This window comes from Cutibacterium acnes, assembly GCF_003030305.1.
Classification (GTDB): Bacteria; Actinomycetota; Actinomycetes; order Propionibacteriales; family Propionibacteriaceae; genus Cutibacterium; species Cutibacterium acnes.
This window is the reverse complement of the sequence record NZ_CP023676.1, coordinates 947,430-966,973: the sequence shown is the minus strand read 5'-3', so window position 1 is coordinate 966,973 and position 19,544 is coordinate 947,430. Positions and strand designations below refer to the sequence as shown.

Annotated in this window: 15 protein-coding genes and 1 pseudogene; 7 read left to right on the top strand and 9 right to left on the bottom strand. The window is 61.5% G+C overall.

Features of this window, described 5'->3' with window-relative positions:
- Nucleotides 1–44: 44 nt before the first annotated feature.
- Both CPA42_RS13110 and CPA42_RS12875 read right to left on the bottom strand, forming a co-directional pair.
- Nucleotides 45–727 (bottom strand): annotated as a pseudogene (locus tag CPA42_RS13110) (AMP-binding protein); the annotation flags it as partial.
- Between the two features lie 59 nt (nt 728–786).
- On the bottom strand, nt 787–1,164 hold the full coding sequence (locus CPA42_RS12875) for an AMP-binding protein (RefSeq protein ID WP_002515529.1): 378 nt from the start codon (nt 1,162–1,164) through the stop codon (nt 787–789).
- A 454-nt stretch (nt 1,165–1,618) separates the two neighbouring features.
- Here CPA42_RS12875 and CPA42_RS04865 point away from each other — a divergent pair, with 454 nt between their 5' ends.
- The 5 genes from CPA42_RS04865 (at nt 1,619) to CPA42_RS04845 (ending at nt 6,165) form a co-directional block, all read left to right on the top strand.
- Nucleotides 1,619–2,140, top strand: coding sequence for a rhomboid family intramembrane serine protease (locus CPA42_RS04865; protein WP_002515517.1), 522 nt, complete (start codon nt 1,619–1,621; stop codon nt 2,138–2,140).
- Between the two features lie 24 nt (nt 2,141–2,164).
- The gene (locus tag CPA42_RS04860; RefSeq protein ID WP_002515597.1) at nt 2,165–3,154 is read left to right on the top strand and encodes a 1,4-dihydroxy-2-naphthoyl-CoA synthase; all 990 of its coding nucleotides are present in this window, start codon (nt 2,165–2,167) and stop codon (nt 3,152–3,154) included.
- Between the two features lie 7 nt (nt 3,155–3,161).
- Nucleotides 3,162–4,346, top strand: coding sequence for an AMP-binding protein (locus CPA42_RS04855; RefSeq protein ID WP_002515630.1), 1,185 nt, complete (start codon nt 3,162–3,164; stop codon nt 4,344–4,346).
- Nucleotides 4,347–4,567: 221 nt separating this feature from the next.
- A complete protein-coding gene (locus tag CPA42_RS04850) occupies nt 4,568–4,759 on the top strand; it encodes a hypothetical protein (protein ID WP_002515669.1) in 192 nt (63 codons plus the stop codon).
- Between the two features lie 200 nt (nt 4,760–4,959).
- Complete coding sequence (locus CPA42_RS04845; RefSeq protein ID WP_002515532.1) at nt 4,960–6,165, top strand: isochorismate synthase; 1,206 nt, start codon at nt 4,960–4,962, stop codon at nt 6,163–6,165.
- On the opposite strand, the gene menD is transcribed toward CPA42_RS04845, so the two are convergent.
- Genes menD through lepA form a run of 3 tightly spaced genes read right to left on the bottom strand, consistent with a single transcriptional unit; the run spans nt 6,138 to nt 10,517 of the window.
- A complete protein-coding gene (menD, locus tag CPA42_RS04840; RefSeq protein WP_002515465.1) occupies nt 6,138–7,664 on the bottom strand; it encodes a 2-succinyl-5-enolpyruvyl-6-hydroxy-3-cyclohexene-1-carboxylic-acid synthase in 1,527 nt (508 codons plus the stop codon). The genes CPA42_RS04845 and menD overlap by 28 nt on opposite strands.
- A gap of 1 nt (nt 7,665) precedes the next feature.
- Nucleotides 7,666–8,673 carry an o-succinylbenzoate synthase gene (locus CPA42_RS04835; protein WP_002515608.1) on the bottom strand — a complete coding sequence of 336 codons (1,008 nt, stop codon included), beginning with the start codon at nt 8,671–8,673 and terminating at the stop codon, nt 7,666–7,668.
- Nucleotides 8,670–10,517 carry a translation elongation factor 4 gene (gene lepA, locus CPA42_RS04830; RefSeq protein ID WP_002519059.1) on the bottom strand — a complete coding sequence of 616 codons (1,848 nt, stop codon included), beginning with the start codon at nt 10,515–10,517 and terminating at the stop codon, nt 8,670–8,672. The genes CPA42_RS04835 and lepA overlap by 4 nt, the downstream gene beginning before the upstream one ends.
- A gap of 115 nt (nt 10,518–10,632) precedes the next feature.
- Between lepA and CPA42_RS04825 the strand changes: the two genes are divergently transcribed.
- Both CPA42_RS04825 and rpsT read left to right on the top strand, forming a co-directional pair.
- Nucleotides 10,633–12,546, top strand: a complete 1,914-nt coding sequence (locus CPA42_RS04825) for an alpha-amylase family protein (protein ID WP_002519060.1) — start codon at nt 10,633–10,635, stop codon at nt 12,544–12,546.
- A 120-nt stretch (nt 12,547–12,666) separates the two neighbouring features.
- On the top strand, nt 12,667–12,933 hold the full coding sequence (gene rpsT, locus CPA42_RS04820; protein ID WP_002515457.1) for a 30S ribosomal protein S20: 267 nt from the start codon (nt 12,667–12,669) through the stop codon (nt 12,931–12,933).
- A 121-nt stretch (nt 12,934–13,054) separates the two neighbouring features.
- On the opposite strand, the gene holA is transcribed toward rpsT, so the two are convergent.
- The 4 genes from holA to CPA42_RS04800 form a co-directional block, all read right to left on the bottom strand.
- Complete coding sequence (gene holA / locus CPA42_RS04815; RefSeq protein WP_002515598.1) at nt 13,055–14,077, bottom strand: DNA polymerase III subunit delta; 1,023 nt, start codon at nt 14,075–14,077, stop codon at nt 13,055–13,057.
- 390 nt (nt 14,078–14,467) lie between these two features.
- Nucleotides 14,468–16,177: a DEAD/DEAH box helicase gene (locus CPA42_RS04810; RefSeq protein ID WP_002519061.1), complete on the bottom strand. Its 1,710-nt coding sequence runs from the start codon at nt 16,175–16,177 to the stop codon at nt 14,468–14,470.
- A gap of 129 nt (nt 16,178–16,306) precedes the next feature.
- Complete coding sequence (locus tag CPA42_RS04805; RefSeq protein ID WP_002515482.1) at nt 16,307–18,595, bottom strand: ComEC/Rec2 family competence protein; 2,289 nt, start codon at nt 18,593–18,595, stop codon at nt 16,307–16,309.
- Between the two features lie 52 nt (nt 18,596–18,647).
- Entirely contained in the window at nt 18,648–19,499 is an 852-nt protein-coding gene (locus CPA42_RS04800; protein WP_002515589.1) for a helix-hairpin-helix domain-containing protein, read from the bottom strand.
- Nucleotides 19,500–19,544 lie beyond the last annotated feature (45 nt).

The window sequence follows — 19,544 nt, the reverse complement described above, 5'->3', positions numbered from 1 at the left end:
CACGGGTTTTTGAGGACGAGGAAGCCCTCTTTGCCCGCAGGGAGCTCATGGCCCTCCTCGTCGACAACAGCAGCCTCCTGGCCAAAGACCGGACGCCCAACGGCACCTGGTTTGAGCGGCATCGACGGCACAGTGGTGATCTGGAACATGCCAGTTTCGGTCTGCCACCAGGTATCGGTGATCGGACACGTGCCGTCACCGACCACGTCGTGGAACCAGCGCCAAGCCTCCGGGTTGATGGACTCGCCAACCGAACCGAGTACGCGCAAACTGGACAGATCGTGTTTGCGCACCCAGGCGTCGCCAAAGCACATGAAAGTGCGAATAGCGGTTAGAGCGGTGTAGAAGCTAGTGATGCCGTAGTGCTCAATGAGCTGCCACCAGCCGTCGGGGTATGGATACGTCGGACCGCCCTCATGCATGAAGACGGTGGCACCGTTGAGCAGCGGGCCGTAGACGAGGTAGGAGTGTCCGTAATCCAGCCCGGATCAGCAGTACACCACCAGCGGTCCTCTTCCTTAATGTCGAAGCACTGCTTGAGGGTGATGTAGGTGCCAACCTGGTAGCCACCATGGGTATGAACGATGGCCTTCGGCTTGCCGGTGGACCCAGAGGTGTACAGAATGAACAGTGGGTCTTCTGAGACCACCTGGACGGTCTCGCACTTGCCTTTAGCGATCGGCAGCTTGCACAACTCGTCGTACCAGTGGTCACAAGTCAAGTCCATCGAAACCTCGGTCTTCGTATTGCGCACCACAATGACGTTCTCGACGGCCAGGGAGAACTTCACGGCTCATCGACAATCTGCTTCATGGGAAAGACCTTGCCGTTAATCCACGAACCGTCGACGGTGATAACGACCTTCGACTCCGAGCCATCAATACGCGCGTTAAGAGCCTCCGACGAATAGCCTGCAAAAACCACCGAATGCACCGCACCAATCTTGGCGCAGGCCAACATCGCGAAAAAGATCTCCGGGATGCGAGGCAGATAAATAGTGACGACATCGCCCTTGCGCACGCCCATCGCCTTAAGAACATTGGCCATCTGCTCGACTTCTCGGTTGAGGGCGAAATAGGAAAAGGTACGCACCTCATCAGTGTTCTCACCGACCCAGATAAGGGCTAGCTTATTGCGGCGGGCGGTACTGAGATGCCGATCCACCGCGTTGGTGACAATATTGGTCTTAGCGCCAGTGAACCATTGAAAGAAAGGCTTGTTCGAGTCGTCAAGGACCTTATCCCACGGCTTTGACCATCCCAGCTCTTGGGCCTGCTCGTCCCAGTACGCGATTAGGTCGGCCTTTGCCTTGCCCTCAAGCGTCTTCTAGCCTGAGACCCAGGCGTTGTCGACGATGTTCTGATCAGGTTCGAAGACGTCCTGTTGGTTCGTCATACGGTCCTCCTCGACCTTCCGCCGCTGTTGCGGCATCCGACATGTTGGGAACACTGGAACCACACAATGCGTCTTATGTGAAGAAAATCACATAAGTTCTTTGATTCTTCTTTGCCACACTGGGTACATGACTTCCTATCTGCCCCCGTCGTCCGCTCCTGTCCGCCGGCGTCAGGCCCCACCGCCGATCCGCACCAATTCCATTGCGAACAGCGCAGGTGTGATGGCCGTCGTCGTCGCGATCATGTGGATCCTCGAGGTCATCGACACCATGCTTGGCAACACTCTTGACCACTTCGGCATCCATTCCTGGACCGGGCAGGGGCTGTGGGAAATCTTCACTGCCCCATGGCTGCACTACGGTTGGGCACATCTGGCCGGCAATTCAGTGCCGCTGTTTGTCCTCGGAATGCTCGTGTACCTGGAGTCGACACGAACCTGGATCGTCTCAGGGCTGACGATCATGGTGTGCTCGGGACTTTTCGCGTGGTGTTTCAGCGCTCCCGGAACGATCACTCTGGGGGCGTCCGGGATCGTTTTCGGTTGGTTGGCCTATCTGCTGGTCCGCGGCCTGTTCACCAAGAGACTGCACGACATCCTGATAGCGATCATCGTATTCCTCATTTACGGATCAGTGCTGTGGGGAGTGCTGCCGGGCGCGGCAGGTGTCTCCTGGCAGGCTCACCTCGGCGGGGCGGTCGGTGGCGTCATCTCGGCGTCGCGGCTAGCTCGTCATTCCAGGTAGGCAGGCAGTGGTAACTTCCACCGGGTGAGCACCCTTCCTTTCGTTTCTGACACTTTTGATGCAGCCCGCTGGCGCGATGTTGACCTTCCCGGAGATCCGCTGACCGACATGACCTTCCATCGCCTCGTGTCTCGGGGCGAGTCTGACCACGCCCCGGCTGGGGAGGATCTGCCGGTGGTACGCATTGCCTTCGACCGCCCGGCCATCCGCAACGCCTTCCGCCCCCACACGGTTGACGAGTTGTACCGCTGTATCGACGCCGCTCGTTGCACCCCAGATGTTGCGGCACTCATCCTCACCGGCAATGGCCCTTCCCCGCGCGACGGTGGGTACGCCTTCTGCTCAGGCGGCGACCAACGGATCCGTGGGGCCGCCGGATACCAGTACGAGTCGCAGGAAACCTCCGGCGACGAGGACCTGGCCACCGACGCCCGACGCGAACGCGTCGAGAAGGGACGGCTGGGACGTCTCCACATCCTTGAGGTGCAACGCCTCATGCGTGCCACCCCCAAACCGATCATCGCCGCCATCCCTGGATGGACAACCGGCGGCGGCCACTCCCTCATGGTGGTAGCCGATATGGCCGTGGCCAGCCGCGAGTACGCCAGGTTTAAGCAGGTCGATGCCAACGTCGGTTCATTTGATGCCGGGTATGGCTCGGCCCTACTGGCACGCCAGATCGGTGACAAGCGAGCCCGCGAGATCTTCTTCCTCGCCGAAACATATGACGCCGAGCAGGCCGAAAAGTGGGGCGTCATCAACCGGGCCGTTGGCCACGCTGAATTGGAGAACACCGCCATTGAGTGGGGACTGACGATCGCTGGCAAATCCCCGCAGGCGATCCGGATGCTCAAGTATGCCTTTAATATGGTTGACGACGGCATCGCTGGTCAGCAGGCATTCGCTGGCGAGGCGACCCGGATGGCATATATGACCGAGGAAGCTCAGGAGGGACGTGACGCCTTCCTCGAGCACCGCTCCCCGGACTGGTCCGACTACCCCTATTACTTCTGAGGCCGTCGTGGGATCCGAGCTGACATCGCGGGTGCGGGTGGTACGCGTCGAGCGCACGCGCGAAGACGTCGACTGGCTGGCTGGGCGTCTGACCGAAGTGTTCGACGGGGCCCGGTCGGTGCTCGTGCCGGCCGGTGGCAACGAGTTGCCTCCGGCGGTGTTCCAAGATGTCGAGGACCGCACGGTGTGGCTGCCAGACGAGGTCGCCCTCGTCATGCGCACCTCGGGGTCGACCTCCGGGACCGGGCGTCTCGTCGGACTGTCGGCAACGCAGTTGCGAGCCTCGGGTACGGCCACCCGGGAGCGCTTGGGATGGCCATGCACGTGGGTGCTGGCCCTGCCTCCCCATCACATCGCTGGGCTGCAGGTCGTCGCCCGAGCCGTCGGCGACGGTCGCGAGGTCGTGGTGGTCGAGGGGCGCCTCGACGCTCCGGCTGTGGCGGCAGCCGTCGACGAGGCGGTAAACCGTCATGACGATGGCCGGGTGGCGATATCGGTGGTGCCTACCCAGTTGTCGCGGCTCCTCGACGACCCGGTTGGGACGGAGGCCCTGACCCGGTGTGCCGCGGTGCTCGTCGGCGGGGCCGCCGCGTCAACGTCGTTGCTGTCGCGGGCCCGGAAGGCTGGCGTCCCGGTACGGGTGACCTACGGCATGAGCGAGACCTGCGGCGGGTGCGTCTACGACGGGGTGCCACTCGAAGGGGTACGGGTCGACCTGACCGACGACAGCCGGGTGCGCATCGCCGGGCCGATGATCATGAGCGGCTATCTCGACGAAGGTCCGGTCGGGCCGTGGCTGGCCACCCAGGATCTCGGGCATTGGCAGAGTGGGCGCCTGGTCATCGACGGGCGCATCGACGACGTCATCAACTCCGGCGGGCTCAAGATCGCCGCCGGTCAGGTGCTCGACCAGATCCGGGCCACCGGCATGGTCCGCGACGGCCTCGTCCTTGGCTTGGCGGACGCCACCTGGGGCCAGGTTGTCACCGCCGTCGTCGTCCCGGGGCGGGGGTGGCGAGGTCCCGAGGCGCTGCGCGACCTCGTCGGACGACGTCTGGGACGCACCCATGCTCCGCGGGTCATCGTTGAGGTCGACGAGCTGCCGATGCTGGCGTCGGGCAAGATCGACCGAGTAGAGGTACGCCGAATAACGACGGCGACGCTAGAGTCCGGAGCAGCCTGGCGGGTGTGACCGCTGGTTTTCGGGGACATCACGCACAAGACGTCACCTGCGAAATCCTTGGTCCGCGCCGCGCCGATCATGCTGCGCTTGAGAGCCTCCTGTCTGATTCACACATGACAGGAGGCCCTGTGATGACACAATGTGTCCACTCGTCGTCTGAACACGTCTGTGAACAGCCATGACAATCGGAGAATGTAGAGTCCTCACGGCGCACTGAGATCGAGCGCATAGTGGACCACCGGGGTTTCCCACACGTCGAATCGCTCGGCCAGTTCGTTGACCTCATCCAAGCCCATGTCGCTCCATTCTTCGTCAACTCTGGACGTTTTCTGGCCTTCGGATATATCGACTCCACGACGTGGATCGCGGTCTTTTCGTCCGCAGTTACTATGCCGAATTTCATGATCGCGTCTCCCCATTGACTTTGACGATTTTCTGCGTCTGGTCGCCGTGGGTGAACTTCTCGAAAATCTTGACTTCTTGTCGCGGTCGGTCGAATTTGACGCATCACTTCTTGGGCGTTGGGTGCGACCACATTGTTTGCGTGCAACGTCGTGGTCGCACCCGTAGTCCGGGTCTCCCGCAAAGCATTGTGTGGGCTTCAGCAAGTAAGGTCGAGCCCGTGCTAAACCTGCTGCCCTGCTCTGACACCGTCTCGGCCCTGCCGGGAACGGCCTGGCTTGATGAAGTGCTCCACTGGGTGCCCGAGGGCGTCGACCCGTGGATCTGGTTGGCCCCTGACTCCGACGACGCCCCCGCCATGGTCGGCTGGGGCGTCACTCGACGCTTCACCGCATCCGGTCACGGAGCGGTCGAGTCCGCCTGGCGCCGGATGGCGTCCGAAGGGCAGGACCTCTTCGCCTTCGGCTCGTTTCCCTTCTCGCGCACCCAGGAAGGGTTCCTCGTGGTCCCGCAGGTGCTCATCCGACGTCGTCACCTCGGGGGGCCGACCGAGGTGACGAATCACCAGCGGCTCACCCGACGAACGTGGGGGCCCGAGCCGAAGAAACACCTGACCCGTAGACCGGCCATCGACGAAGCCACATGGACAGCGTCGGTTACCGCGGTGACCCAGCAGCTAGACCACGACGGGCAGCTCGAGAAGGTGGTATTGGCCGGGGCGGTCGACATCACCTCTGAGGTGCCCATCGACCGCAGTCAGGTCGCCTCACGACTGGCCGCACGGTTCCCCGGCTGCTGGACGTACAGCCACGACGGGCTGGTGGGGGCAACCCCCGAGCTGCTCGTCGACTGCCGCGACGGGCTCTTCCGCTGTCGGGTGCTGGCCGGCACCCGCAAACCGGCCTGGGCCCACGAGCTGCTCGACAACCCCAAGGAACGCCACGAACACGAGCTGGCGGTGGCCTCGGTCACCGGGCGACTGGCCCAGGCCGGGCTGACTGATCCTGTCATCCGCGGTCCTTTCCGTTTGGAGCTCCCCAATGTCGTCCACTTGGCGACCGATGTCACCGCTAGGGTGAACGGCTCCAACGCGGCGCGCATCGTCGATGCAATGCACCCGACCGCCGCCGTGTGCGGCACCCCCCGCGAGGCCTCTTACAAGCTCATCGCGCAGATAGAGCACTTGGACCGGGGACGGTTCGCCGGGCCGGTGGGCTGGATGAGCTCGGACGGGTCGGGACAGTGGGCCCTAGCGCTGCGCTGTGGACAATTCAGTGAGGACTCGCGCCAGGTGAGAATGTTCGCTGGAGCCGGAATCTTGCCAACCTCTGACCCTGCTAAGGAGTGGATCGAGGTTGGCGCCAAGATGGAAGCCTTCGGCGACGCCCTGCCCAACGGTCAGGTGAGTGGTACCGAAACGACCTGACGACCCACAACCGGTTCGTCGAGGAACTGGAGGTCGTCTGGAGAGACCCTCCGGTGACTCGCTCCGAGGGCGTGCGCGAGGGCGGCGGAATCGAGACGCTGAGGGGTCAAAAACATCCGTCGCAGCACAGGCGCGGGGGCGGCGGCGTGCTCAAGGCCGCTAAAAATCGCCCCACCACGGTCGTCCAGGACGACAACCTGCACGTCAGGTTCAGGTTCGGTCTCTCCCAACAGCAGGGACATGGCGTCGTGGGCGAAGGTGAGATCGCCGACGACAACACGCACCGGCCGACCGGTGCCCAACCCCACACCGATCGCCGTAGCGATGGTGCCGTCGATGCCTGCCAGCCCCCGGTTGGCCAGCGCCGTTGGAGCGATGTCGCCGGGCACAGCAAATCGATCGAAACAGCGGATGACTTCGGAGGCGCCAATGACAAGCACGGGGGCGTTCGGGGTCGTACAGGCCCACCAGATGTCGCGGCACAGGCGCTGCTTGGCGGTCGGTACGACGGGCCGGTCTGCGTCCTTCCAGCGGCCGAGCCACGCCGGGTCGGTATCGATCTCGGCCAGTTCCACCGGTCCCGTGACGACCCGGGCTACCCCGGCGACGTCAGTCCACCGACTGCGATCAGTTACGACGGTAACGTCGGGACGCGCTAACAGCCGCGACACCGGGCGCGACAAAGTGGGGTGGCCCAGGACGAGGACAGCCTCGACATCGTCGACCAGCTCGCTACCCAGGACCGTCTGGTAGTCGGTGAGAGCGTTGTCCCCGACCCGGGAGCCCGAGGTGGGTTCGGCCAGCAGAGGCCATCCGCCCTGCTGTGCCAACTCGCGGGCGAGCGATCCGGCACCGTCCCCGGCCACGACGACCGTCCGGGCAGGCATCACCAGCGGCGTCGGTGCAGTCGGGAAGGAACTCACCCGACGGGGCACCAATGCCTGCGGCTGCCACGGCCCGTCAGGCACGAGCGAGTCACGAAAGCTCACGTTGAGGTGCACCGGGCCCGGGTCGGCGCTCAGCGCCCCGGTCGCGGCTGTCACAGCCCGTAGAACAAGAGCGTCGAGGCGTTCGTCGGCGGGGAATCCGGCCGGCACATCAGTGCTGAGACGTGGCGCGGACCCGAAGATCCCGGTTTGGACAGTCGTCTGGTTAGCCCCCGTGTGCCACATCTCGGCGGGACGGTCGGCCGAGAGGACGATAAGCGGCACCCCGGCAGCGTCGGCCTCGAGAACGGCCGGGTGAATGTTGGCCACCGCGGTGCCCGAGGTCGTGACTAACGCAGCCGGGCAGCCAGCCCGGCCCAGCCCTAGGGCGACGAAACCAGCTGACCTCTCGTCCAGACGCACGTAAACCCGCAGCCATCCAGCAGTTTCAGCATCAGCCAACGCATACCCAATAGGGGCATCCCGGGATCCGGGGCAATACACGACGTGTTCGACCCCGGCCTCAACGAGAGCATTCACCAGACGTCGGGCGACTGCTGTAGAGGGGTTCACCTCAACTCCGTTCTCGCTCAACAAGGGCGGCCACGGTGAGAGCCAAACGCTGTGACCACCTCGGACACAGATCCGTATCCGACTCCTCAACCTCGACGTCAACCTCCCCGCGCCGCGGTCTCAGGTAACCGTCAACCGGAAGGAGTGGCGAGGCGCTGACATCACCCTGAAAAAGACGAATTGTCCCCAGCCCGCAGGCGTGGTCAAGGCTGGGCAGGGCCGCCGCTAGATAAGTAGCCAACCCGATCCCGATACTGGTGTCCAGGGCCGAGGAGACGACGGCTGGTAACCCGGTAGCATCGATGACCTCAAGGGCTCGGGCAACTCCACCCAACGGTTGTGCCTTAACGATGAGGAGATCGGCAGCACCGGCACGTGCCACCGCGAGTGGATCCTCAGCTCTACGTACTGACTCGTCAGCTGCCACCGGCACGTTGACCTTGCGTCTGACCTGGGCCAGCTCCGCCACGCTTGCGCAGGGCTGCTCGACATATTCCAGCCCTTCGGCTGCGGCGTCAAGCTCGGTAATCGCACGGACCGCTGCATCAACATCCCAGGCAGTGTTGGCGTCCACCCGAATGTGTCCGTCTGGCATGGCTTCGCGCACTGCGGCGACCCGTCGGCAATCCTCGCGCAGATCGCTACGAGGGTCAGCAACCTTGACCTTGGCCGTCAGGCAGGCCGACTCGGCAGCCATCCTCCCGGCACGATCCGCGTCGACGACGGGAATCGTGACATTTATCGGCACCCGATCTCGTCGCGCCACGGGTAGGCGCCGGGTAGCACCCTCGATTCCCGCGCGCAACCACGACGCTGACTCAACCGGGTCGTAGTCCCAAAACGGCGACCACTCTCCCCAACCTTCTGGACCGTGGAGCAGAGTTCCCTCCCGCACCTTAATGCCACGGAACCTCACTGTCAGAGGCACGGCGAATGCGAGCATCCGATCAATACCACGATCGGCCAGCATGGGCGGAACGTCTAATCGGTACGCCTTCAGACCCTTCACTTTTTCTCCGTGGACTCTCCGGTACGCAAGGCAGCTACAAAGGCCTCCTGAGGCACTTCCACCGAGCCGACGACCTTCATGCGCTTCTTACCAGCCTTCTGCTTCTCAAGCAGCTTGCGCTTACGGGAAATGTCACCGCCATAGCATTTGGCCAGCACGTCCTTACGAACGGCGCGAATGGTCTCACGAGCGATAACCCGCGCGCCAATGGCGGCCTGGACCGGCACCTCGAACTGCTGGCGCGGGATGAGTTCCTTAAGCTTGGCGGCCATCGCGACGCCGTAGGAATAAGACTTGTCGCGGTGGACGATCGAGCTTAAAGCGTCCACCGGATCTCCGTTGAGCAAAATGTCGACTTTAACGAGGTCGGCAGCCTGCTCACCGGCTTCGTGGTAGTCCAGCGAGGCATACCCTTTGGTTCGCGACTTGAGCTGGTCAAAGAAGTCGAAAACGATCTCCGAAAGCGGCAGACGGTACCGGATTTCCACTCGATCAGACGACAAATAATCCAAGCCTTGCTGAACACCACGACGCTGCTGACACAACTCAAGGATGGTGCCGATGTACTCGGCAGGACTGAGAATGGTGGCGTCAACGATGGGTTCACGCACCTCAGCGATCCGCCCGCTAGTCGGGTACTCCGACGGGTTTGTCACGGCGACAGTCGATCCGTCTTCCATGAGGACGTGGTGAACCACTGAGGGAGCTGTGGAGATGAGGTCAAGGTCGAACTCGCGCTCTAGACGCTCGCGCACGATCTCCATGTGCAGCAGCCCGAGGAACCCGACCCGAAAGCCAAAGCCCAGGGCCGTCGAGGTTTCAGGCTCGTAGACCAGGGCAGCGTCGTTGAGCTGCAACTTGTCGAGAGCATCACGCAAGTCAGGGAAATCCTTGGCATCAATCGGGAAGAGTCCCGAATACACCATTGGTTTGGGGTGCTGATAGCCGCCAAGATCTTTCTCAGAGGGCTTGGAGGCATTGGTGACAGTGTCGCCGACTCGGGATTGACGGACATCCTTGACGCCGGTGATGAGGTACCCGACCTCCCCCACCGACAGCCCCTGAGCCGGCACCATTTCTGGGGATATGACGCCAATCTCAAGCACCTCGTGTGCTGCGCCGGTACTCATCATAAGGATTTTCTCACGGTGGCGCAGAGCACCGTCAACGACGCGGACATACGTGACAACACCACGATACGTGTCATAGACCGAGTCAAAAATGAGGGCCCGAGCAGGCGCGTCGGCCACTCCCTCGGGGGCTGGCACCTTAGCGACGATGGTATCAAGCAGATCGCTGACGCCCTCACCAGTCTTTGCCGAAACTCGCAGCACCTCAGACTCGTCGCAACCAATGATTCCGGCAATCTCGGCGGCATGACGATCCGACTCAGCACCAGGCAAGTCGATCTTGTTGAGCACCGGAATGATCTCCAGATCAGCTTCCAAAGCCAGATACAGGTTGGCTAACGTCTGGGCTTCGATGCCCTGAGCCGCGTCGACGAGCAAAATCGCTCCTTCACAGGCCTGCAGAGATCTGGATACCTCGTAGGAGAAGTCGACGTGCCCAGGAGTGTCGATCATGTTGAGAAGGTGAGTGACACCGTCAACCTCCCACGGCATCCGCACTGCCTGGGACTTGATGGTGATTCCGCGTTCCCGCTCAATATCCATGCGGTCTAAGTACTGGGCGCGAGCACTGCGCTCGTCAAGGACACCAGTGATTTGCAACATCCGATCAGCTAGAGTCGACTTGCCGTGGTCAATGTGCGCAATGATACAGAAGTTCCGGATGACGGCCGGATCTGTACTGCCAGGCTGAGGCGCGGACATCTGCTCCCTCATATATCGATGATGGTGCCGGGGATGCCCGGCTCAACATGTAGTCTCTCACGCGCCAGTGACACTGTGCTTTCAGTTACGATCACACCGTCGCACACAACCCAGCTAGGCTCAAACTATGGTCGCCGACGACAGCCCCGGACATGTGAGCCTTGATCCTTCCACCCAGCAGTCTTTCGACCTCCGCTGGGAGCACTACCTACCTGATCTATGGATCGGGCTGAGCAGGGTCTACGGAGACCGCGCCGATGAAACCCTGCAGAGAATCCGCGCCATCCTGCTAAAACGGTGTGCCGAACGTCCTGATGATCTCAAGCGCCTCGACGAAGCCCGCCTCCTGGAGCCCGACTGGCTTCAACAACCGACGATGATCGGTTATGCAACCTATACCGACCATTTCTCCGGCACCCTCAAAGGTATAAGCGATCACCTCGATCACCTCTGCGACATGGGTGTGCGCTATCTGCATCTCATGCCCCTGCTGCAACCTCGCCAAGGTACTGACGATGGTGGCTATGCCGTTGCGGACCATCGCACTATCCGCACGGATCTGGGTACTATGGATGACCTAGCTGACCTCACGGCTACCCTGCGTGCCCACGGCATATCCCTCGTCATGGACCTCATCGTTAACCACGTAGCGGCCGAGCATGAATGGGCTCGAAGAGCTCGGGCTGGTCAACAGAAGTACCGCGACTATTTCCATATTCTGTCGACTCAAGATGAGGTTGACGCCTGGGAGAAGAACCTTCCGGACGTTTTTCCGGACTTCGCGCATGGCAATTTCACCTGGGACGACGACTGCCAGGGGTGGGTATGGGCGACCTTCAACGAATTCCAGTGGGATCTCAACTGGGCTAACCCTGACGTTTTCTGCGAATTCCTCGACCTGATGCGTGTGCTGGCCAATCGCGGGGTCGAGGTGTTCCGCCTCGACGCCATCGCCTTCATCTGGAAGAAACTCGGCACCAACTGTCAGAACCTTCCGGAAATTCACGACATCACTCAGTCATTGCGTCAGGCAATACGGATCGTCGCGCCCGCCGTCGCTTTCATGGCCGATGCCATCGTTGGCCCCGACGATCTCACGGGATATTTCGGACGCGGGCGCCACTGGGGAAAAGTCTGCGACATGATCTATCACAACAGCCTCATGGTGCAGCTGTGGAGCGCCCTAGCTACCCGCGACGTCAGCCTCATGGAAACAGCGTTGAGTCGGACGCCCGACAAACCCTCGACAACAACCTGGGCCACCTACGCTCGATGCCACGACGACATCGGATGGACCGTCGATGATGCCGACGCCCGTAAAACTGGCCTTGACCCCGTCGCCCACCGGCAGTTCCTCTCCGACTTCTATTCCGGGACATTCCCCGGATCCTTCGCCCGTGGTCTGGTCTTCCAAGACAACCCGGTTACCGGCGACCGTCGAATTAGTGGCTCCTTAGCAAGCCTGGCGGGGCTGGAATCTGCCCTGGAGTCCGACGACCCAGCTGGTGTTGACGCTGCCATCGCCCGGATCGTTATGCTGCACACCGCGATCCTCGGGTACGGCGGAGTACCACTAATCTGGATGGGAGACGAGGTCGGGATGCTCAACGACGACTGGCAACGTGATCCCGGTCATGCCGACGACAACCGCTGGGTCCATCGACCTATGATGAACTGGTCGATGGTCAAGCAGGCCCACGCCGAGCCGCACAGCGTTCCTGGTCGAATATGGAACGGGGTGCGCCGGGCCATCAATGCCCGACACCGCAGCCCCGAGTTCCATGCCTCCGTCGACACAGTAGTCCTGCCTTCGCCTCACCGTAAGGTCATTATGTGGGGACGTCCACATCCGGAAGGCCGCATGATTGAGCTATACAACATCAGTGAGCACGAAGTGTGGTTCCCCATGGAAACCTTGCGCTCTGAGCTTGACGACGTCGTCACCGAGTTGCTAAGAGGGTTCGATTACGACTTGACTCCCATGAACCTGCGCCTCGCTCCCTATGAGTGCCTTTGGCTAAGCGACCGCTCTCAGGCCTGACCATGCGCAACTCACAGAGGTCGACTGATTTGGGTCCAGCTGCATTGATTTGGTAGCGTGTCCTGTCGCGCCTTTCTGGCGCACTCCACGTACATCGACCAAGGAATCAGAGGCTGCCCAGTGCCGAACATTAAGTCGCAGATCAAGCGCGTGAAGACCAATGAGAAGTCGCGCCAGCGCAACAAGGCTGTCAAGTCCGCCCTGCGCACCTACGTGCGCAACTTCCGTCGCGCGGCTGAGGCCGGCGACGTCGAGGCCGCTACTAAGGCCGCCAGGGTCGCTAACCGTCAGCTCGATAAGGCCGCATCGAAGGGCGTTATTCACAAGAACCAGGCCGCCAACCGCAAGTCGGCCATTTCCAAAAAGCTCAACTCGCTGGCCGCCTGAGTCTTCCTCTCCTGGTGAGTTCCAGGAGAATACACACAGCGCCTCGACCCACTGGGTGGTTGGGGCGCTTGATGTGTGTTCCCGATGGGAGAAGCACTAAGCCTACCCAACCGAGCCCCGATCAGGCTTGGCGAGCCTCGTCGATAGCGATAAGCATCGATTCCAAGGCATAATCGGGGTCAACAGCAGCCCCTTTGACGGCAGCATCGCACGTGTTGACGAGCCGGATAGCTCTTGCAACGCCAGCTTTGCTCCACGACCGAGCCTGCTTGTTGAGGGACTTGAGTTTCCATGGCGATACGCCAATAGTTTGGGCGAGTTGCTTATCCCCCATCCGCTGGCTTCGCAGATCCAGGTAGAGACCCACCGACCGCAGTCCGCGTGCCATCGCAGCGGTCACCGCAGCCGGTTGCACCCCGATCGACAAGGCCCAGCGTAAGGTCTCCAACGCATCAGGGAGCCGTCCTTCTAAGCTGGCGTCGGAAACATTAAAAGACGAGATCTCCGCCCTCCCACCGAAATAGGTCGTGACCTCCTCAGCTCCAACTCGCCCATTCGGGGAATCGCTCGCGAGCTGACCGACAGCTGCTGCCAGAGTGCGCAAATCGTTGCCGAGAGCCTGGTGCAGAGCATTAACGGCGTCGTGGTCCATGTCGAGGTGGCCTCGACGTGCCTCATTTACGATGAAGTCCGGGATTGCCCATGGTTTAGGGACATCGGCCTTGACGATCTCCACCTTGGCTTTCGTGAGTTTGGTCAGCAACCCTTTACCTTTGACCCCGCCTGGATGGACCAAGATGAGACACAGGGTGTCAGGAGGATTAGCTGCAGTGGTGGCAACAAGGTCAAACAGATCCTTGTCGAGATCAGACACAGCATTGACGACGACGATCGTCGCTTGACTAAACAGTGACCCTCCGGTGGCCTCAACGAATCGCCCAGCGTCGACTTCCCGACCTTCCAACTCGACGAGTTCGGCATCCGGAAACTCCCGGCGGGCGGCCTTGATACGGGCGTCAACGGCCCTGTCTGACAACAGGGCCTCTGCACCCTGGACCAACAAAGCCGTGCCATAGACCGAGTTCACCTGTCCAAGGATGCCGCAGGATCGGTAGCCGCGCCAGTGAGCGAGTGAAGTCTGCATGGACCATACTCACTTTTCACCGTAGGTCTACCCAAATATCTCTCGTTTCGCCCCGGAGGGATCGACGGTAAATCCCCGAATCCGCTAGGGCCAGACTTCCACTATCGCCACATCGCACTGTTGAGAAATTCACCATAGATCCCGAGGTTTCAAAACGAACTTCACACAACACCCCTTCCTAATTAAAAGCCACGCTGCCACGAAAGAGCCAGAGATCAAAGGATTTTCTGATATCTGAAAGGCATCACTGTAATCGCACCATGAGTTACCGATGCATGATCCATCTCTCAAACATCAGCAGCCAAGGCAAACGTAGGCAACATGGCACATACCAAGGCTAGAATGCGCTGACTTAAAATATCGCATGTTCCCAGAATCGGTCTGATTGGTTCAGTGAGAATGCAGCCACTCCAACCGAGTACGCAGCAAGTCCATCGGGGCCGATTCATTTTTCGGCCCAGGAACTTCTCGGTATAGCTGGCCCCAACCGGCCTGCGGAGTTAGGTCATGGTGGCGGGAATAATCGAGCAAGGCACGATGTATTTCGCGTCGCATCTCACGCGGGTCGCTGATGGTGTCAATAGTGGATCCACCGCGACGCTGTAAAGCAACCGCCTCATCTCGTCGTGCCTGCCTCTCCTCGGCCTCCCTCGAGGCTTTGGACGCGCGGCGGGCCGAGGCGATGCGACGGGCCTGTTCGGCGCGAATCTTCTCGTCGCGGGCTAGCAAAGCCCGCTCCTGCTCAGGGCTGAGCAGACCGTCAAGGGCGAAGAGACCACCGTCCGAGGGAGCATACGTGTCGATGACCTCGCCGAGGATAGCGTCGGAAGCGACGGCCTGCCAGGTACCGGCGTTAGGGTCCGGCTCAGAGCGCTCACGAGTGTCGAATTCCTCAATGAGGTCGGGCTCGGCGGGCGGACCGATAACGTGGTCGCGCACCTCCTCCATCTGGGACGCGAGATCGAGGAGTCGTCCCACCGCGGGCAGAAAGACCGTGGCCCGTTCACGACGGTTCCGGGCTCGAACCACACGTCCCACCATCTGGGCGAAGAATAGCGGGGTAGACGCCGTCGTCGAGTAGATGAGAACGGCTGCGTCCGGGACGTCAACACCCTCAGTGATAAGACGCACACACACCGCGCAAGTCTTGTCTGGATTATCGCGGTAGGCGGCAAGTTTCTTAGCCGAGGCCGCGTCCTCCGAGAGGATCACGGACGGTTCATTGCCGGTAACGTCTCGCCAGACTTCGGCATATTCCTTAGCAATCTTCTGATTAGAGGCTGGGATAAGCACCTTGGCATGCGGGATCGTGCCCGATTCGCGTAGCTGGCTCACTCGTGCCCACGCTGCCGCCATGACATGGGCAATCCACTCGCCGTCAGAGTCCAAGGCGGTGCGCCAGGCCATCTCCTCATGAGCCTTGGTGAGTTCGGAATCACCGAGGATGGCCGTGTGGGTTTCACCCACAGCGTCAGTCCAGGTGGAGCGCCCGGTGTACGTAGCGAAGGTAACGGGACGCACCACGCCGTCACGCAGGGCATCGCCGTATCCATAGGTGTAGTCGGCTACCGACTCGAAGGCTCCATCACTAACTTCCTCATATCGAACGTGGGCAATCCTGGCCTCGTCAGACCGGAAGGGAGTTCCTGTCACGCCAAGTCGCCGCACGGCCCCTGAGAAGGCCTCAATGACGCCCGATCCCCAGCTCATGACATCGCCGGCGTGGTGTATCTCGTCGAAGATGACCAGGGTGCGCATATTGGTGGCGCGGGCTGCGTGTAGGGCCGGTTTTTGGGCGACTTGGACATAGGTGACAACGCATCCGTGGCAATCGGGTGGGAGCGCCTCAGCATTGGTTGTATCGCGCAAGTCCAGCCCAAGTCCACGGGCCGCAGCAATCCACTGAGAGCGCAGGTGATCGGTCGGGCACACCACGATGACGCGGTTGATGACGTGGTCCTGCCACAGATGTGCAGCAACGGCCAGAGTGAACGTCGTCTTACCGGCTCCCGGGGTAGCACAAACCAGCCAGTCACGAGGGCTAGTAGCCAGGTATGAATCCAGCGCTTCTCGCTGCCAGGTGCGCAAACGCATCGGCATACGAGGCCCTTGAGCCGTGAACCGTGACGCCACCTGTTCTCCTTTCCGCAACAGCTCACTGTGAACCGACCGATCAGGTTAGCGCGGCCGTCCGACAGCTATCGACGACGTTCCCGACAACGCAGAACGTCACGACCGTGTTTGGACCAATACGGACCCACCATTGCGGGCCAATAGCACCGTCCCCTCAAGATCAGTGCGATGCAGCTGCATCCCCATCCGTTTAGCCAGAGATAATGCCTTGTACGAGGGATGTCCGAAGGGATTTCCCTGGCCAGCAGATGCCACCGCCACACTTGCCCCGGTCGCCGCCCAGAAACCCTCATCTTGACGGGCCGATCCGTGATGAGGCAGCACAAGGACATCACTCGACAAGTCCGTGCCTCCGGTCAGAATATGGTGCTGTTCTTCAGGCTCGGCGTCTCCGGGAAGCACAACTCTCAACTCGTCAACCGTCGCTTTGATCACAACCGACGAGTTGTTCTCGACAGCAGGCTCCTCCCCTGATTCATCTTTACCGGTATCGGAAAGCTGGGTTCCTCCCCATAGTTCAAGTTTTGCCGTTCCGGCCGTCATCACACGGCCCGGGTTAGCCACGACAACCCTGGCGCCCAGCTGCGCAGCCGTTTGCGCCACCCGCTTCGCTGACCAAGGAGGAGAGGACAGTTGGGACACGACGATGGCCCTCGTCAGGCCATGGTCATGAACGGCGTTCAGGCCGTCGACATGATCGGCGTGGAAGTGGCTGAGGATGACCATCGGCACCTGGGCAACGTCGAGGTCATCCAGACAACGACTCAGTCTGTGCGGATCTGGCCCAGTATCGACGACGACAGCCTCATGTGGGCCAGCACGCACCAGAGCCGCGCTGCCCTGACCGACGTCACAGATCGCCACCTGCCACTGTCCCGGCCAGCCTGGGAGGGGAGGACGCACGACCATCGCTGCTATGACTGCTAGTCCTGCAAGCGCAGTCAACCAAGGCTTCGCCAAGACCGTTGGAGTAATCAAGGCCAATCCCATACATAGCCCGGCCAGCACCCCAAGAGCCCATCCGCCTGCTGGCCACCTGATCAGACCAGATGGCGCCTTGGCACCAAAGTGAGCTATCCAGATAATCGGTTGGACACACCACCCGGCAAGCCGCCCGAACGGCATCCCCAGAGGCAGCCAGATGAAGGCGAGAAGCCCGGTCACCATCCCTAGTGTCGAGGCTGGTGGTACAAAGGGGGCGGCCGCGAGGTTGGCGACGAGGCCGGTAGTCGATACGGTGCCAGCCATCCAGGTGATGACGGGCTGAGTCGTCACCTGGGCTGCCCATGGCACTGTGACGCCTACCGCTAGCCAGGCTGGTGCCCATTCCATCGCGACCGACCACGGTTGAGCCCACCACAAGATGCCAGCCGTGGCGCAAACTGACAGCCAGAAACCCACCGATCCCACTAACCATGGATCGATAAGCATCAGCCCAGTCACCGCGACAGCTAAGGTTCGGATTCCACCGCGTCGGTCGAATGCGACCCCCGTCGCAGCCATGGCGACCACTCCCATCGCGGCCGCCCTCACCACCGAGGCTTCGGCCCGACACGCCACCACAAACACGACGACGCCAGCTACCGACGTCGCCCTTAGCCCTCGCCGCTTCAGGCCGCACCACGCACCTATCCACCACAACAGGGCCGTCGTGGAGGCAAGATTGGCTCCAGACACGGCCATGAGATGGGTTAACGCCGTCACTCGGAACTCCTCGGACATCTCTTCCGAGACCGCAGCGGTGTCCCCCACAACAAGCGATGGAACGATAGCCCGTTGACCCTCTGGACATCCGGCGACAGCACTAACCAGACCGGCGCGAAAACGATTGACCCCACGGTCAAGAGGCCCGGGAGGTGCGACGACCCTCGGCGGGGCCCGTAGTTTCAGTACCGCTGCTTCAGCCCGGCCTTCCCGCGGCGGAGTCAGCAGTCCCCGCACCTGAACCTGTTGCCCGACGACCACCGTCGTCGCTGGGCCCGATGTGGATCCCGACGCCATGGCGACTATCCTTACCGATTGATCAATAGCCTGGGCTTCTGCGACGATGCGGTGGGCTACCAGAGTGATCATGACGGTGCTCCCACCCGAACCATTCACCTCGAAGATCCGTGGGTCGGCGGCGACGCGACCTGTCACCGTCACTGCGGCTCCTTCCTGGGCAAGCTCAGCAACACCGGTGTGGTGGACAACGAGGTCGCGCATTCCGGCGCTCATGAGGACGGTCAACCCCACCGCGGCGGATACCACAACCAACCACGCCTTACGCTTTACCGCGATCATGCCTGCGGCAAGGCATCCAATTCCGGCACTAAGAATCATCCAGCGATGACCGCCGATACCGACAGCAGCCATCCCACATGCCGTGATGGCCACCGGGACCATGCGCACATCGGGGGTCGAAACAACCTGGCGTTGATAGTCATCACGGTGAGATTTAGATGGTGACATGCGGCTTGATCTTCTCGAACGTCTTTGCCCCGATACCAGAAATCTCCCGTAATTGGTCGACCGAGGCGAACTGTCCGTGTTCCTGACGCCAAGCCATGATCTTGCCCGCCATTACTGGACCGACCCCGTCAATCGTCTCAAATTCGCTTTGATTTGCAGTGTTGAGATTAACTGGAGCTTTATCGCTACCCGAAGCCGCTGCTACTCCAGAACTACGTCCCGACCCTCCAACAGCCCCCGCCGGACCGCCAGCGCTTTGGTCGGGTGGTGTCACCGCTCCGTCTCCACCCACGGGGATCCATACCTGACACCCGTCACAGACCGGGGCAGCAAGATTGAGACGACCGGGGTGGGCGCCCGCCGTCATCCCGCCCGCGGCTTCAATGGCATCAGCGACACGGGCGTTGGGATTAACCGTGTACACACCGGGATGCTTCACTCGTCCGGCCACGTGAACCTGGATGGGTGCGCCCACTGCGGGCGTCGTCGTTGCGACCGGGAGCGCGGCGGGCGTGGTGCTTTCGGACGACGCTTCTGACTCGGTTGTCTCCCTGCCGGGCATAGTCGTGCCCTCGGGCACCGTTGACACCATGACAGCGCCCGCTGGCACTTCGGTAGGTTTCGAGCGCATCAGCCAGACAGCGATGACGGACAACACCACAACGAGCAATACCCCCACTGCTGAGGCATGGACTCGGCTCACTGTTCGTCGAGGAGTTGGAGTCTCCTCCTGGGCCGGTTCCTCCTCCGCTGGGGTCGCCGAGCGCCGGGGCCCCAGGTTTCGGGCAGGCAGCCGCGCGATGAGGTCTTCAAGACGGTCTCGGTAGTCGTCATTCATACCTTCAGTTGTCGTCGGGACAACCGAATTTCGCCAGGCAATTTC